Source organism: Microcoleus sp. D3_18_C4 (assembly GCF_036702355.1).
Lineage (GTDB): Bacteria > Cyanobacteriota > Cyanobacteriia > Cyanobacteriales > Microcoleaceae > Microcoleus.
The window spans coordinates 26,435-43,182 of the sequence record NZ_JAUBTF010000003.1; the positions used below are offsets into that span (position 1 = coordinate 26,435).

Annotated in this window: 12 protein-coding genes; 8 read left to right on the forward strand and 4 right to left on the reverse strand. The window is 47.2% G+C overall.

All coding sequences use genetic code 11. The features are described 5' to 3' along the window. Positions 1 to 308 precede the first annotated feature (308 nt). The 7 genes from QUA90_RS01935 to QUA90_RS01965 all read left to right on the forward strand — a co-directional run bounded on the left by QUA90_RS01935 (position 309) and on the right by QUA90_RS01965 (position 10,379). On the forward strand, positions 309 to 3,491 hold the full coding sequence (locus QUA90_RS01935) for a GAF domain-containing protein (protein ID WP_333443620.1): 3,183 nt from the start codon (positions 309 to 311) through the stop codon (positions 3,489 to 3,491). Positions 3,492 to 3,944: 453 nt separating this feature from the next. Next, positions 3,945 to 4,493 carry an inorganic pyrophosphatase gene (locus QUA90_RS01940; RefSeq protein WP_333396774.1) on the forward strand — a complete coding sequence of 183 codons (549 nt, stop codon included), beginning with the start codon at positions 3,945 to 3,947 and terminating at the stop codon, positions 4,491 to 4,493. 159 nt (positions 4,494 to 4,652) lie between these two features. Beyond that, positions 4,653 to 5,960 carry a serine/threonine-protein kinase gene (locus QUA90_RS01945; protein ID WP_333443623.1) on the forward strand — a complete coding sequence of 436 codons (1,308 nt, stop codon included), beginning with the start codon at positions 4,653 to 4,655 and terminating at the stop codon, positions 5,958 to 5,960. Positions 5,961 to 6,102: 142 nt separating this feature from the next. Then, on the forward strand, positions 6,103 to 7,608 hold the full coding sequence (locus QUA90_RS01950) for a serine/threonine-protein kinase (RefSeq protein WP_333443626.1): 1,506 nt from the start codon (positions 6,103 to 6,105) through the stop codon (positions 7,606 to 7,608). Between the two features lie 247 nt (positions 7,609 to 7,855). Continuing rightward, positions 7,856 to 8,368 carry an inorganic diphosphatase gene (locus tag QUA90_RS01955; RefSeq protein ID WP_006634582.1) on the forward strand — a complete coding sequence of 171 codons (513 nt, stop codon included), beginning with the start codon at positions 7,856 to 7,858 and terminating at the stop codon, positions 8,366 to 8,368. 515 nt (positions 8,369 to 8,883) lie between these two features. Continuing rightward, positions 8,884 to 9,792, forward strand: a complete 909-nt coding sequence (locus QUA90_RS01960) for an MBL fold metallo-hydrolase (protein ID WP_333443628.1) — start codon at positions 8,884 to 8,886, stop codon at positions 9,790 to 9,792. 20 nt (positions 9,793 to 9,812) lie between these two features. Then, the gene (locus QUA90_RS01965; protein ID WP_333443630.1) at positions 9,813 to 10,379 is read left to right on the forward strand and encodes a diheme cytochrome C; all 567 of its coding nucleotides are present in this window, start codon (positions 9,813 to 9,815) and stop codon (positions 10,377 to 10,379) included. Between the two features lie 134 nt (positions 10,380 to 10,513). Here the strand turns inward: QUA90_RS01965 and QUA90_RS01970 are convergent, their stop codons facing one another. After that, on the reverse strand, positions 10,514 to 10,645 hold the full coding sequence (locus tag QUA90_RS01970; protein WP_333443632.1) for a hypothetical protein: 132 nt from the start codon (positions 10,643 to 10,645) through the stop codon (positions 10,514 to 10,516). A 260-nt stretch (positions 10,646 to 10,905) separates the two neighbouring features. Here QUA90_RS01970 and QUA90_RS01975 point away from each other — a divergent pair, with 260 nt between their 5' ends. Beyond that, positions 10,906 to 11,463 carry an HPP family protein gene (locus QUA90_RS01975; RefSeq protein WP_333372354.1) on the forward strand — a complete coding sequence of 186 codons (558 nt, stop codon included), beginning with the start codon at positions 10,906 to 10,908 and terminating at the stop codon, positions 11,461 to 11,463. Between the two features lie 143 nt (positions 11,464 to 11,606). Here the strand turns inward: QUA90_RS01975 and QUA90_RS01980 are convergent, their stop codons facing one another. From QUA90_RS01980 to QUA90_RS01990, 3 genes are all read right to left on the reverse strand, one after another. Continuing rightward, on the reverse strand, positions 11,607 to 12,743 hold the full coding sequence (locus QUA90_RS01980) for a phosphodiester glycosidase family protein (RefSeq protein ID WP_333443634.1): 1,137 nt from the start codon (positions 12,741 to 12,743) through the stop codon (positions 11,607 to 11,609). 138 nt (positions 12,744 to 12,881) lie between these two features. Then, the gene (gene ppc, locus QUA90_RS01985; RefSeq protein WP_333443636.1) at positions 12,882 to 16,007 is read right to left on the reverse strand and encodes a phosphoenolpyruvate carboxylase; all 3,126 of its coding nucleotides are present in this window, start codon (positions 16,005 to 16,007) and stop codon (positions 12,882 to 12,884) included. A 420-nt stretch (positions 16,008 to 16,427) separates the two neighbouring features. Next, positions 16,428 to 16,670, reverse strand: coding sequence for a hypothetical protein (locus QUA90_RS01990; protein ID WP_333082250.1), 243 nt, complete (start codon positions 16,668 to 16,670; stop codon positions 16,428 to 16,430). Between the last annotated feature and the right edge of the window lie 78 nt (positions 16,671 to 16,748).

The following is a 16,748-nucleotide window of genomic DNA, read 5'->3' on the forward strand; positions in this document are numbered from 1 at the left end:
ATCGGCTCAAAGATCGGCAGAACTTACTTAAATCAGGCACGCACAATGTCAAAATCAGTTAATCAACCATTTAAACAAGATTCGCATTCTCTAAAAAGATTGCAGCACTCCCACAGCCTCGTTACTCTCCCACCCTCCGTTGAGCAGCAAGGCCAACTGAATTTCCCTTGCCTTGTGGCCGGAGTTCTGTAAACTGGGAAATACTTTCACACATACTTGAGTCTTGTGCGACAGGTGACTCACTAATCAACTTCCCCGCTCTCTTCGCTTAGAGACTAACCCTTACACTTAAGCTTCTGTAAAGGTCTATGAAATCTGCATCTTCCACCAATTACTCTTCTCTGGACAACGTGATTGATGTCGCTGTTGTCGGCGGTGAAAATCATCATCAGGAACATTATTCTCCCCCGGAAATTAGGAGCAGTGCAATTATCCCGCGCCAAGGAAACCTCTCTGGCATTCTCGACCTTCTAAATAAGCAAAGTTTCACAGTAGTAGTTAAGGAAGTAGAAGACAAACTTAAGGTTGTCAATCAAACCCTGGGAATGCTCGACAATATCCTGGAGAGCGAGGGATTTGATGCCATCCTCAACGAGATGTTGCAGTCGATTACCCTCAAAACAGGGGAATTGCTGAATGCCGATCGCACCACGATATTTTTATTAGACGACGAAAAAAATGAACTCTGGGCGATCGTTGCTAAAGACGAAAATGGCAAAAACCTAGAAATCAGAGTTCCCGCCCATGTAGGCATTGCCGGAGAAGTAGCCACCTTCCAAAAAGTGGTTAATATCCCTTACGATTTTTACAACGACGAACGATCGGCTAACGCCAAAAAATTTGACGAAAAAACGGGCTACCGCACTTATACAATGCTGGCAATGCCCCTGATTAATGAAGACACAAAAGAGTTAGTAGCAGTTGTTCAACTGATTAATAAATTAAGACCAAACCACGAAAAATACCCAACTTTAGACGAACAAATCGACAGGCACGGATTTACTAAAGAAGACGAACAAGTTTTTAAAGAATTTGCTCCCTCGATTCGGCTAATTCTAGAATCTTCCAAATCTTTCTACGCAGCAACTCAGAGACAACGAGCAGCAACGGCGCTGATGAATGCCGTCAACGCTCTTTCTCAGAGCAGTTTAGACTTAGAAGATACCCTAAAAAGGGTGATGGATCAGGCCCAAGAACTCATGAACGCCGATCGCAGCACCCTGTGGCTGATCGACGAAGAGAAAGACGAACTGTGGACGAAAATCCCGATGGGCGGCAACTTGAAAGAAATTCGCATACCCAGAACCGCCGGTTTTGCAGGCATCGTCGCTCAATCTAGCGAACCGCTGCTGATTCCCTTTGACGTGTACGACGACCCCCGCGCCGCCACTTCCAAAGAAGTAGATCAAAAGTCGGGCTACCGCACTTGCAGTATGCTTTGTATGCCAGTATTTAACTCGGACAAAAAATTGATTGGCGTCACCCAATTAGTTAATAAAAAAAGACAAGGAGAATTCCCCCCCTACAACCCGGAAGATTGGCCTCACGCCCCGGAACAGTGGAAAGCGAGTTTCAATCGCAACGACATGGAATTTATGAAGGCGTTTAACATCCAAGCAGGAGTGGCGCTGCAAAACGCCAAACTGTTTGCAGAAGTCAAACAGCAAGAACAAAGACAAAAAGATATGCTGCACGCCTTGACTAACGGCGTGATTTCTACAGATAAAAAAGGCAATATAGTAGCAACCAATCCCAGTGCGAAAAAATTACTGGGTGTCAGCGATGCAGAATTAGGCGAAGGTCAATCTTTGCGCGAGTTAATTAAGTTAGAAAAAGGCGATTTTGCCAAATGGTTTGATGCGTCTTTGTCTCCCGAAGACGATAAGGACCGCCAGCAGTATTACCCGGATCAAGTTTTGCTTACCTTGGAAGGAGAGGGGCAGAGTATCAATCTCTCGATTAATTCAATGACCGACGCTACCGACCCCAACAAGGTCAACGGCGCGTTAGTCGTCATGGAAGATATTAGCAGCGCCAAGCAAATCAAAAACTTGATGTACCGTTACATGACTCCAGAAGTAGCCGAAGCTTTGTTAGCTTCAGGCGATACTGGATTGGGCGGTAAGCGCAAAAACGTTTCGGTGCTGTTCTCAGACATTCGCAGCTATACCACACTTACGGAAAAATTGCAAGCCGAAGAAGTGGTAGTGATGCTGAATAAATATTTTGAAGTGATGGTAGATGTCGTATTCGAGTACGGTGGGACTCTCGACAAATACATCGGTGACGCTCTGATGGCAGTTTTTGGCTCTCCAGCGCCCCTAGAGGATCATGCTTGGTGCGCCATGCAAACGGCGGTGAAAATGCGGGAAAAACTGGCTGAGTTCAATCGAGAGCGTATGGTACATGGCGAATTGCCGATCGGCATCGGTATGGGCGTACATTCCGATGAAGTTGTCAGCGGCAACATCGGTAGTAGCAAACGCATGGAATTGACTTCTATAGGAGACGGCGTAAACCTCGCCTCTCGCTTAGAAGGCGCTAGCAAGCAGTACGGCACCGACTTGATCATCAGCGACAATACTTACAGAGATTATGCCGATCGGCTGTACGTGCGAGAACTCGACTTTATTACTGTCAAAGGCAAAAGCGAACCCGTAATCGTTTACGAACTCGTCGGCATCCGCGAGGGATACTCGCCAGTTGGCAAGTCACTAACCGAAACACAGCAACAAATTATAGAACATTACACCAAGGGGCGCGAACATTACAAAACTCCAGTCCACCAAAGACTCTCTGAGAGTGAGGTGAAAAACATCTTAAAGGATGTCGCCGAAATGCCGGAGGCAGAGATTAAGAAACTGTCCTACAATCTAGAGCAACAGTTGGAACACGAACTCAAAAACCTGTTATATCAACTGAAAAAGCTGTCAGAGTACGACCCGAAAAACCTGTCCGAAGCAGACAAACTCATCGTACTGTTGCAGCCAGAAATCCAACTGCTGAAATTGGAAGGCATCAAAAACCTCTCGGAAGACGAAGCCAAAATGCTGCTGCAAGCAAAAATCAAGCCCCTATCAGCAGACGATATTAAATACCTGCAAGAAGGCGAAGTCAAAAAGCTGTTGGAAGCAGACATCTTAGAACCATCAAATCCCCAAATCAAGCGGCTGAAACCGGCAGAGATCAGGCAGCTATTGCAGGCGAAAATTAAAAGTCGGGCTGGCGAGACAGTTGCAGAAATGTTAGATGAGGAATTTGAAAACCTGGGACTCGATCGAGTGAAAAAACTGCTGAGCGAGTTTAAGAAAGCCTTAGAACCAAAAGCCAAACAAGCCTTTAAAGACGCTGAACGCGAATTTAACGCCGTTCTGGAAGTTGACCCGAAAAACAAGGCAGCTAAATTGCACGTCGATCGCTGTATGTTATTTCAACATCGGTTTTCAGACGTACTCAACTGGGATGGTGTGTGGAATCTCACAGAAAAATAGCAGTAGCCCACAGCAAATGCTGGCGGTGGCGTCAGGGTTCGGGGCGGGGGCGATCGCGATCGGGGGTGCGCCTCCCATCCCACCACCAATTAACCTTAATATCCTATTGAGGTAATTGTAAATAAGCTCCAACAGGTAGTATGGTTATATAACCGGATTTGAACTTGCAAGCGAGATGCCGGGGTTTCGCCCTACGTGTTTCGTTCGCACTACCTACCGCAACAAACTTAGCACTTCTATTATTTGAAGCGCTTAAAAAGAGTTATGACTGGCGGCAGCGTTACCCGGTTTCTGAGAAAAATTGTGGAGAAAGGCGACGAAATATCCGATCAAAAACCGGGTTTCTCACCCAGCCCGCGTAAGTCTTAATAGCGTTAGCGGCTCATAAAAAGAGCTTCCTTCGCAGATAGTCAATGTTCTAGTCTTAGATATAGAAAACCACTAGCGTCAGTTATGAATAATTGGAATTCGCAATCGGGAGATGTTGAGTGGGTAGATCAGGTTTACCAACTATTGCTGGAGATTGCTCGGAGCTCCCTGTCAGATATCCCCAGAATCCCGGAAAACATCACTGTTAAGGCTATCCCTCTGATCCAGAAGGTACAAAGCATTCAGCAAAGACCTGACGGGCAAGTGTTCAAATCAGGTTCCTTTTCAGTAAACGATCACGAATGGGTCGATCGAGTCTGCCAACTATTGGTAGAACTAACCAGCGCATCTTTGTCCGAACAGCCCAAAATGCCGGAAAACCTTGCAGGCAGATCTTTAGCCCTCGCAGATCGAGCACAAAAAATTAAAGAAGACATCGAAGAAAATGCAGCCCAAACCCCAGCCGATGAAGATGACAATTCTTTACAGTCTCCAGACGCGCTGCTTTCCCTTTTGCACCATAGTTTGAAAGCTCAGCGCGCCAAAAGCTACAACCCCGATGCCCCCGAATGGCAGCAAGTCTTGAGCCTGCTCGACGTAGTGCAGTCAATTTATAAGCAAATCCAAAATTAAATTCAAGCTTAACTCAGGCGCGTCTTGATTGTGCGAGAACGCTGGCTATTAAAGGCAGTTGCTCTTTGACAGAAATTTTTTTTGCCGTAGCCCGAACATTTCCGATTATTGCACTTTTGTCAATTACACTAGGTTTAATCGGTTCTAGGGCAAGAGAACATGAGCGGAGAAAACATCGGCGATTTGTCAAAAGAAATATTAGCCGATCGCTATCAGTGCGATCGGCGGCTCGGCAAGCAAGCAGGAAGGCAAACCTTACTCGCCCGCGACTTAAAAACCCAAAAGCAAGTAGTAGTCAAACTCCTGTCATTCAGCAGCGACTTTAACTGGGAAGACTTAAAACTGTTCCAGCGAGAAGTCGAAACCTTAAAATCCCTATCCCATCCCGCAATTCCCCGATATCTAGACTCCTTTGAAATCGACACGCCCAAGCGCAAAGGATTCGCCCTAGTTCAGACTTACATCGAAGCCAAATCCCTACAAGAATATCTCTCAGACGGCCGCACCTTCAGCGAAAGAGAAGTCAAACAATTAGCCACAGCATTATTAGACATCCTCGCCTACCTGCACCAGCGACAGCCCCCCGTCATTCACCGCGACATTAAACCCAGCAATATTTTACTCAAGAATCGATCGGGAAACAGCGTCGGCGAAGTCTACCTAGTCGATTTCGGCGCCGTTCAAACCCTAGCAACCCAACAGGGAAAAACCGTCACCGTTGCCGGAACTTATGGCTATATGCCGCCCGAACAATTTGGCGGGAGAGCAGTTCCAGCTTCCGACTTGTACAGCTTGGGAGCAACATTAATCGCCTTAATTACCAAGCAGCATCCTGCCGACTTGCCGCAGCAAGATTTGCAGATCGAGTTCGAGCAATTCACCCAACTGAGTCCCGGTTTTACCAATTGGCTGAAGTGGATGACGCATCCGAGTTTAGAATGCCGTCCCGCCTCAGTCCAAATAGCAAAAGAAGTTCTAGAAAAACCACAGGAAATAAATAAATATTCCCAGACATTGAGACTGGGAAAAACGCTAGATACCTCTAGGTTGTTCAAGAATGCGATCGGGCGCAGCACTTGGATGGGAACTCTAGGCGTAGGATCTTGTGCAGCAATTTACGGAACCTTTATTTTTCCGGTAGTGGCGACAATTTTAGGAGGATTTATCGGTCTTTTTCTCGGCTTGCTGCTGGGGTTGGGGAACGGAATAATCGTAGGAATTGTGACCCGCTTGTGGTTTTTTCCCCTAACTAATCCCAAACTTCACCGACAGGTTTTAACTGCAATTAGTATTGTACTCTGTACCTCGATAAGCATCGTCTACTTTCGGATAATGGGTTGGAATAAGCTAAACGATTTGAGTTTTGAGATTATTTTCGTGCTAGCACCGTCGCTAATTGCAGGACTGTCAATGGGGGCAAGTAGCAAGTCTATTGCCCGGTGGTATCAAAAAGAAAGTGGACTGTAATCTAAAATTTACAGTTCTGGACGCACTCCGAGCAAATAAACCGGGTTTTTACGAAAAGACGCATTACAACCGCCAGACTCGCTAAACAACCCGGTTTCTGAACCCCGACGCTCCCCTCACACTCAAATTCATGTAAAAAAATATGACCAGCAAAATATTAGCAGAACGCTACGAAGTGCAGCGACAACTAGGAAAACAAACTGGTCGCCAAACGCTGCTGGCTCGTGACTTACAAACTCAAGAATTAGTTGTTATCAAACAACTATTCCTCGGCAGCGATTTTGAATGGCAAGACCTCAAGCTATTTGAACGGGAAGCGGAAACTTTAAAAGCACTTTCTCACCCAGCAATTCCGCGCTACCTCGATTACCTGGAAATTGACGAACTAAACAGTAAAAGCTTTGCCCTGGTACAGACTTATGTAGAGGGAAAAACTTTGCAAGAGCATTTGCGATCGGGGCGTACTTTTAGCGAAAGCGAGGTGAAAGAATTAGCTAAATCGCTGTTAGCAATTTTGAATTATTTGCACGAGCAAAATCCGCCTGTTATTCACCGCGATATTAAACCTAGCAATATTTTACTGCATAGCAGATCAGGTAACTCGGTTGGACAAGTTTATTTAGTTGATTTCGGTTCGGTGCAGAACCAAGCTGCAAAATTTGGCGGCACAATTACAGTAGTGGGAACTTACGGGTATATGGCACCCGAACAATTTGGCGGGCGCTCGGTTCCGGCTTCTGACCTCTACGGTTTAGGTGCAACTTTAATTTATTTGGTAACGGGTTTGCATCCCACCGAACTGTCGCAGCAGGATTTGAAAATTCAATTTGCCGATCGGGTACCGCAGGTCAATCCTAATTTAATAGATTGGCTGGAGTGGATGACAGAACCAAGTTTGTCCAAACGGTTATCTTCGGCTAGGGAAGCATGGCGAGGGCTTAAAAATCCCCACCTTATCAACAAAAGTCCTATGGTGGTGCGGCAGCCACAAGGCAGCGATATTAAACTTACAAAAAATTCGGAGTTTATAGAAATTGTAATTCCGCCACCAGGCATCGGTTTTGGTTTAATTGCCACGCTTTCGGCTGTGGTATCTGCGAGTCCTGTCTCATTTATAGCAAGGGATATGTTGAGCGATGCGTTAAAGATAAATCCCCAATTTTTTATAATAATATCAGGAAGTTTGTTATGTATGGCAGGACTAAAGTTGATATTTGCACTATTTAGGGAAAGGCGCCTCAGAATTGATCGGCTGCAAATCTCGCATACAAGTAATCTGCTGGGGTTGAGATGGAATCATTCCAAGCCAGCTCCCAGGAAGGAGATTTGCCAGTTGGAAATTCAACAACGTGAATATAGAAACAGCGGTATTGGTGTAAAAGTTATAAAAGTTATGATTTTTGCTTTTTCAATCCCTAGAGAGTTATATCAAGCGGCATCATTACTTATGCAGGAGAGCCACTCGGAAGTGAGATTAGGGAAAGTCTATCAGATGATAGTTCAAGCAGGCAAGCACAAATATCAGTTAGGAGAGAAGGAGGGACTAAGTGAATCAGAAATCAAGTGGTTAGCAACAGAACTGAGCCAGTGGTTGAGATTGAAAATTCAAAGAACTTTGACAGACGGTCAAAAGAAGAGATCGATGTGAAAATATCTCCCTCGCCCAAACCAAGCATTCCCCTCTCAAACTGTGGGATGGGCGCCCCGCCCGTCGGCTCTCTCTTGTGTGGGATGGGCATCTCGCTCGTCCAGTGTACTATCCCAGCCGGCGACACACTCGTCCGCTTTCGGTCAATCTCATGCAGCCGAAAGGCCCGATCGCCCGTAAAATGCTATCAAAGGGGTTTGGCAAATAGCCGTCATCCCCGATCATCTGTTAACTTGGAGATATTGTTGTGGACTTATCGCTAATTCCGGCACAGCCGAAACCAGGACTGCTCAACGTCCTGATCGAAATTACCGCCGGTAGCAAAAACAAGTACGAATTTGATAAAGACTTACAAGCCTTTGCTCTCGATCGGGTGCTTTCTTCCTCAGTCCAATATCCTTGCGACTACGGCTTCATACCCAATACCTTAGCCGATGACGGCGACCCCCTCGACGGCATGGTAATGATGGATGAGCCCACCTTTCCAGGGTGCATAATCGCAGCCCGTCCGATCGGAATGCTGGAAATGATCGACGGAGGCGACAGGGACGAAAAACTGCTTTGCGTTCCCGACAAAGACCCCCGCTACGCTCACTATAAGTCCCTCAAAGACGTAGCCCCCCACCGCTTGGACGAAATAGCCGAATTTTTTAGAACCTACAAAAATTTGGAGAAAAAAGTCACGGAAATTCTGGGTTGGCAAGATGTCGATCAAGTCATGCCCTTAGTGGAAAAGTGCATCGCAGCCGATCGCAAATAAGCCCCTAGCCCGCACTCCTCGACTGCAACCTGACTAAAAACTCAGGGGGCCGAACTTAAGGCGATGCTGCACGTGAGGCGATGCAGTCGAGGAACGGGTAGCTAGAAGGTCAAATCGTCGTGAATGCCGACTCACCGGAACAGCATTCCTGAAAACCCCGCCCCAGCCACAATCTTGAAAAAAATACTACTCCTAGAGTAAGATGAAGCGCAAATTCTACCCCTGGGAAATGCGTTCTACGTTGGAGGAAATTTTACCCTAACACTTAGATTGATCGGCGCTATCTTAATGTCAGAACACAGAACACGCCGGGCAGCCCGCATGATGCAAAAAATCATCTCTCAAGCGTGACATTTCCTAAACGAATCGGTAAGGTTGAGGATTCTAACAGCCCAAGTATTAGGCACTCGAATAGTTTCCCGATCAAGGGCTTTATTATAGTACAGATTGCTAAAAACTAAAAAGTAAAAACTAAGATTTCAACTCCCAAGTTCCAGCCCCCAAAACTAAAAAAAATGCCAGATTCCGCACCCTCTCTACCCAATCCACAGCCTTCCGATCACAAAGCCACTATGGAAAATAGTCCTTTGACCGAGTTTGTCGTTCAGTTTTGGGGCGTGCGGGGCAGCATCGCCACCCCCGGCACCAAAACACTGCGCTACGGAGGCAACACCTCCTGTGTAGAAATGCGCTTGGGCAAAAAACGCCTGATTTTTGACGGCGGTACCGGTCTGCGAGTTCTGGGTCTAAACTTGCTGCGGCAAATGCCAGTGGAAGCCCATATGTTTTTCAGTCATACTCACTGGGATCACATTCAAGGCTTTCCGTTCTTTACTCCCGCCTTTATCCCAGGGAACTGCTTTCACATTTACGGCGCGATCGCCCCCAACGGCACTACAATCAAACACCGTCTTGCCGACCAAATGGTGCACCCCAATTTTCCCGTCCCCATCCAGGTGATGCAGTCAGACCTCAAATTCAACGATTTGACGCCTGGGGATATTATCGAACTCGACGATGTGAAAATAGAAACGGCGCTGCTGAACCATCCCAATACCGCGATCGGATATCGAGTCACCTGGGAGGGACACACAGCCGTCTACTGCACCGATACAGAACACTTTCCCGATCGCCTGGACGACAACGTGTTACACCTAGCTCGCAACGCCGACGTGCTGATTTACGACGCCAACTACACCAACGAAGAGTATTACGACTTCAAAACCCCAAAAGTCGGCTGGGGACACTCGACTTGGCAAGCAGGAGTAGAAATAGCCAAAGCTGCTGGAGTCAAAAAAATCGTGATGTTTCACCATGATCCGGGTCACGACGACAATTTTCTTGATCGTACAGAAGCAGAGGTGCAGGCAGCGTTCGCCAATAGCTGCTTAGCCCGCGAAGGCATGAGCATACCAGTAATTTAACCAAAAATAAATTCAGAATTATGAAACAGGAAAAACCCCGCAAACGTCGCAGAGTAGGCTTGCGGGGGCTTTACTCAACGTTGCTAGTGTTGATAATTATCTGCTGTACCTGCGGCGGATGGGTTGCAGCTCAGACTGCCTATTCTCGCACTCCCGCGCGACTTGCTCAGGTTTCTTCGATCGAGCATAGTGGTACGGTCGATCGCATCCCCGAACGCTACCAACTCGGACAGCAACTATACCTAGAAAACTGCGCCACCTGTCACATCGCTTTACCGCCGCAAGTATTACCTACAGAAACTTGGCGCAGATTGCTGCAAGATTCCCAACACTACGGACAAACCATCAAACTGCTAGTAGACCCGCCCCGCCTGCTAGTCTGGAACTACCTGCAAACTTTTTCCCGTCCCCAAGCCAAAGACGAAGAACTCGCGTACCGAGTCGCCAGTTCTCGCTATTTCAAAGCACTGCACCCCAAGGTCAAAATGTCACAACCCGCAAATATCAGCAGTTGCGTTACTTGTCACCCCGGTGCATCTAAATACAATTTCCGCAATCTTACCGCCGAGTGGCAAAACTCTCCGTAGCGAAGATTAAGTTAGTAATTATATCCGAGTGCGATCGTCTCGCTCGCACTAACCAGAAAACGGCGATCGCACTCTGAACTAGAGACTTAAGTGTGGGTGCGATCCTTCAATTCATGCTTACTGGGCATCGCACCTTACAAATAACCTCTCGCTTTACCATCCTCAATAACTCTGACGGCTAAGGGTGAAGTTCTGCGACTGCCGATAACATCTGCTGCCAAACCGACCAAACTTGCTAGTCGGTTCCAACTGAGATGTTGCACCATTGTCAATAAGCCTTTTATGAACGGGCTCTGGCGCCCGTTCCACAAGAAAATCTACTCTTTGTGGAACAGGCCGGAAAGCCTGTTAAGCGAGAATGGTGCAAGATGTGAGTTCCAACCGAGTGGTTAGCTGTGGCTTGAGTGGCATAGAAGTAAAAAATCTGTGCTTTTAACTACTTTTTGACAAATTGTTATGATATCTTAACTTTAGCGGAGGCTAGTTCAGACAATTTAAGAAGCCTGGTTATCAAGTAACCTGATTTATGATTGACCGTAAAAAAATTCAACTGAAATGGGAAAGTTATTGGTTTAAAACCTTTGGGAGATGGCGATCGTGTCCATTGAGCTGCCCCGTAGACAGACCCCATCCTCGGCATATTTTTTGGAGTTTGATTGGCAGTTTTTTGGCAATTACTGCAACGTCCTATCTTGCTCTAAAAACTAATTCTCCTTTACTAATGGCTCCGTTTGGCGCTACAAGCGTTCTGATCTTTGGCGTCCCTGACAGCCCTTTGGCTCAACCCCGGAATGTCATTGGGGGCAATTTCTTCGCTGCTCTCACCAGTTTAATGATTCTGCATTTTCTCGGTTCTTCTCCCTGGGCGATGGGAATGGCTGTTTCTAGTGCGATCGGAATTATGCAGATTACCAGAACTCTACATCCGCCTTCGGGAGCAGTTGCCTTAGTCGTCATGATGACCCAACCAGACTGGAAATTTTTGCTAACACCTGCTTTTGAGGGCTCAATAATCTTGGTCTTGTGCGCCGTCATCTTTAATAATTTAGCGGCAGAAAGGACGTATCCCAACCACTGGTTATAGCATTGTCTCTAATTCTCTCATCCTTCCCTTGGGAGCACTACCCAAAATCTGGATGCTCCCTCGATTCCTTCTTCCTTTTTCGTTCTTTCTGCCATCCGTTACATCCCGATTGACTGCGAGTTGCCGAACTTCCTTCTGCTAGATCAATCAAAAAACACTGATTTGTCCGGCGTTGGTCGAAATCCCTGTTGAAAGCGTTCCCAGGACTCCTTTAACTGAGCCGGCGCTGGATATTCGCGATCGTAAACCACCAGCACATTCGTCAAATTCCGTCCCGGCGGCAATAAAATCTCCCCTTGATGAGCCAAACCCACCGAAGCGCCCCCGTCCAAATTCATCGCTTCAAAACAGCCGATAGCTTGCATAACTTTAGCTTCTGCTTCCAAAGACAAACTATCAAGAAAAGTCACCAACAATAACTTATCTCTGGAAGCCGGAAAGCCGATCGCCGTTCTCGATCCCACGCCCAAAACATGAGAATCTTTAAAACCTTCCGATAAAGGAGACAGCCAAACTTTCCCCCCTTTAACCAATCTCGGCCCGCAAGTCAGAGAAAACCAATGTTGACTCCAATCCGGCTTACCTTCGATTCTAGCCGTCACCATTTCCAATTGATTTCCCGCTTTAATTCCCAAAGTCGTGCCGTAATTTTCCCATCGGCTGTATTTCAGAAACTTACCCGCCGCCACCATATTTCCCAGCACAGATTTCTGCTCGTCTTTACCAAAAAAAGTCCCGTTAGCAACAACAGCAGCCCGGTAACGCGCCACCATATTTTCAAAAGGTTCATCGCCCCGCGTGACTTTAGAAGTATTTGCAAAATCTGCATTATTAGCTAACCCAATTGTGAGATAAATTTCGGGGTCTGCGAGGTCAATAGTTGTGAGATAAAAACTTGCGCCAGCTACATTTTGGCTGCTGGCTTGTACAGGTTCTGCTTGCTTAGCAGAACGTTTGATAATTTGAGGTTGAGACGGCTGCACAGCCGGAGAATTTTCTGGCGATTTTACAATAGGACTCCTCGGCAGAGGTTGATTGGTTTTTGCCGATTTTACAATGGGATTGCTGGGCAGAGGTTGAGGAGTTTGATTGGATTGTATACTTGATAAAAAAGCGAGTGACTTGTGCCACAGTTGAGCCGCCAGAGTCAAGAAACTATCTCGGTTTTGGGCGATCGCAAAATAGTCAGCCGCAACCCGCGCCAAAGCTATGCCCGTTAAAAATAAAAAAGTGCGCCGCAGCATCGGGCGACAACCTTCAGACTGTTTGCGTTTAGACATAAAAAAATCTCAGCTAGGATAGCGAACAGTTTCCTCTGGCTGTGACTACAATGGGCGATCGCCTGAATTCTGAAACTACCAGTAGCAAGGTGCTCCATCGCGCACCTCACCACTACTTCAAAACTCAAAACTCTTTCCCTAGCCGGTATTCCGCATCCCCGCAGCAATTCCATTAATCGTCAGCAGAGCTCCCCGCAACAATTCACCTTTGCTGTAACGCGAGTGAATCACCCCCGGAATCCCGCCACTACCGTGCTGCCGCAAACGTTTCAGCAGCGAAACCTGCAACAAACCCAAAGGCACAATCGTCGCATTTCGCAACTGCACCGATCGCTGGAGCGATGGATCTTCGTCCAACAAACGTTGGTGTCCGGTAATGGTTAAAACCAAATCGCGAATCAAGTGAAATTCGGCAGCAATTTGATCGAATAAAGCCTTAAAACGCTCCTTATCAGCAGGCAAAGCTAACTCCTGCACGTAGTGTTCTGCAATCTGCAAATCCACCTTAGATAAAGTCATTTCCACCTTAGAAATTACCATTCTAAAAAACGGCCATTTCAAGTAGAAATACTGCAAAAGTTTCATGTGCTCTTCCGGTTCCTCCAGCAAAAACTCTTGCAAAGCTGTGCCGACACCGTACCAAGAAGGCAGCAAAAAGCGGCTTTGAGTCCAGCTAAACACCCACGGAATTGCTCGCAAACCGCTGATGTCTTTTTTGCCACCGCGCCGGGCGGGACGAGAACTAATTTGCAACTGGCTGATTTCTTGAATCGGGGTAACTTGGTGGAAGAAATCAACTAAATCCGGCTGTTCGTAGATTAAATGGCGGTAGTGCGATCGCGATTTCGCCGACAACTCCTCCATAATCTCATTCCAAGGGTCGATGCCATCAAAACCAGTGTGCAGCAAACTAGCTTGAATTACCGCCGCCGCCACAGTTTCCAAATTGTAAAGCGCCAACTCCGGCAAAGAATATTTAGAAGCCAAAACCTCGCCTTGTTCGGTAATCTTAATTCGCCCGCTAATACTCTTTCCAGGCTGAGCCAAAATTGCCTTGTAAGCAGGCCCGCCGCCTCGCCCTACAGAACCGCCTCGGCCGTGAAAAATTCGCAACTCTACATTGTATTTTTCCGCAACCATTTGCAAAGCCTTTTGAGCTTTGTGGATTTCCCAATTGCTGCTGAGGAAACCCGAATCTTTATTGCTGTCGGAATATCCCAGCATCACCTCTTGCAATTTAAGAATTTCGATTGGGTATTTGAGATTTTCTGCGTTTTTTACCGCTAGTTCCTGGGCGTATCCTCCTGCTAGCAAAGCTCGATAAAGTGGCAAATCAAATATTTGCTGCATAACTTCCGGCGCTTTTTTCAAATCTTCCACAGTTTCAAACAGGGGAACTACTTGAATGCTGCTAATTCCTGTCGCCGGATCGTAAAGCCCTGATTCTTTTGCTAACAGCAAAACCGCCAGCAAATCGCTGACATCGTGGCTCATGCTGATGACGTAAGTTTCGCAAATTTCCGGGCCAAACTCCTGCTGCATTTGCCGCAATATTCGGAAGGTATTGATCGTCTCGCAAGTTTTGGGAGAAAAGGGCAATTCTGCTGGAATTAAAGGGCGGCGAGTTTGCAGTTCCGTTGCCAGCCAAATAATTCGATCGCATTCCGACATTTGATTGTAAGGCTTGGGCAAAATTTGCAAGTATTCAGCAATTTCGCTCAAAGCGTCGGAGTGTACTGTTGACTCTTGGCGGATATCTAGGTAAGCCAAATTAAATCCGTAAATTTCTACTTGGCACAGCAGATTTTCCAAGTCCCGACAGCTCAAACCTGTTTCCACTAAATTGCGCTCGATGAGCTGCAACTCGGTCAAAAACTCAGTACCAGATCGATAAAGCCCCGACATTCCGGGATGTTCTGACAAAGCTTCGCGTTCCCGCTGCAACTCGTCTCCTTTGTAGAGCCGCCAATTACGATCGCGCGTATTTTCCAGTCGCTGCTGCACGTAGGCCAGCTTCAACCGATAAGGTTCTTGCCGATAGCGGATTGCCCACTGCTCGTAAACATCCGGAAATTCCGATTTGTCGCGATCGAGAGATTCGAGCAATTCCGGCAGCACGTCGCTCCAGTGCAGCGACAAACTCAAAAGTTCGTTCAGCCGCTTCACGGCGTTGATGTACTTACACAGCACCAAATGGCGCTGATAGCAAGCGGTTTGCCAAGTAACTTTCGGAGTCACAGAAGGATTGCCGTCTCTGTCGGAACCTACCCAAGAACCGAATTTGCAAAAATTGTAACTCGGCGGTTTCAGGTAAGGATAAGAAGCGTGCAGCGCTTGCTTGAGTCGGTGGTAGAGTTCTGGAATTGCATCAAACAACACTTCATCAAAGTAGTGCAGAGTGTACTCCACCTCGTCAAGCACAGTTGGCTTGAACTGGTGCAGTTCGTCAGTGCGCCACCATAGGCGAATTTCTTCCATCAGTTGCTCTTGGAGAGCGGCTGCTTCCCAGCAAGACACCGGGTAGGGGCTGGGAGAGTCTGCCCCGATCACCTGAAATTTCTCGTCAACTTGGTCTAGCTGTTGGAGAATCTTCGCCATTCGTCGCTGTTTGGTGCGGATCGTGTGGCGGACAATTTCCGTCGGGTGAGCGGTGAATACTAAGCGGATGTCTAACTGATCGATCAAGCGCTGAATTTGCTGGCTCGGCACGTTCAAGCGCAGCAGCATCGGGAACAGTTGGTGAAAAGTGCCGGCATCTCGGGCGATCGTCTCGTTGCTGTCTGCCTTGCTCAAAGCCATTTGGGCTGGGACTGGGCCTTCCCGGTGGCGCGGGCGATCGGGGGCATCAGTTGCTTGTCCGGGCAGCTTAGAAAACATCCGCCCACCAGCATCGTTGCTGCTAACGTAAGCTAGCTGTTGGTCTCGCTGTTCGTAGTGCTGTTCGACAATGTTGATCAACTGAAAATACAGTGCAAAAGCCCTAGCGGCGCGGATGGCGGCGTTGAGGTCGAGCTTTTCGATTAGCTGTACGACATTCGACTCGCGAAAGTGAGTGGCCTGTCCCTCGGCGGAATTGACCGATCGCATTTGTTGGAGCAAATCCACCAATTCCTGCCCGCACTCCTGTCGCAGCACCGATTCCCACAAGTCCTCTACAACTTTGAGGCGATTTCGCAGAAACAGGTCTGATTTTGAGTAAGCGGGAGAATGGGAAATAGATGTTGTATCAATAGCCTGTTCTGAAGACTGGAGGACTGAACTCATCGGGCTGTTCCTCAATAGCTGCGGGTGTCAAGAAAATTGTATGGTTTAGTTTCGCCTAAAACACTTTTGTTTGCAGTCAAATTTGAGACAACTTATTGCAACGTAGAAAGTAGAAGGCACTTATGTACAAAGTATAAGGAAAGATTAATTTTTAAACCACAGATTGTACCTATTGTCAAGCTTTTATATCAGTTGACTGGCGATTTTAGATTTTAGACGCTCGGCCTGAGACGTTCGGCGAGCGGTCAGTTGAGTCGCGCTAAGTCGAACAATTTGAGATTTACTCCCAAGATGAATATGGGAAGTTGAAATTGGGTCGAAATTTTTTCTCTCTCCCCGACCAAAGTCGGGGACTGGTATCCGTTTTTGGGCGGGGTCAAAAAAATTAACTTCTAGCTGCAGCATCCTTCCTTGGGCTTTCTAATCCTGTGATTGAGGAAAGTTGAGTACGGGAAGGCGCGAACCCCGAAAGACTTCTTCGCTTTCAACGCCGATCGACGCAACAAACTCAGCAGCAGCTTTAGCCGCCACCAACCCGCCCAGCATGGGTAAAGCGACCAAGCTCAACAAAATATCTGAGGGAACTGGCAACTTTGGACTCTCAGGTGTTTGATTTTTGAGCAAGTCTTGGTTTTCCGACGGCATAAATTCCTCCTGTGTCAATCCATAATCCTCAGTTTACAAGCCAAATAATGATCTTGACCGCTGCTTTCTGACTAATAACTTCTGAGATCAAATCCG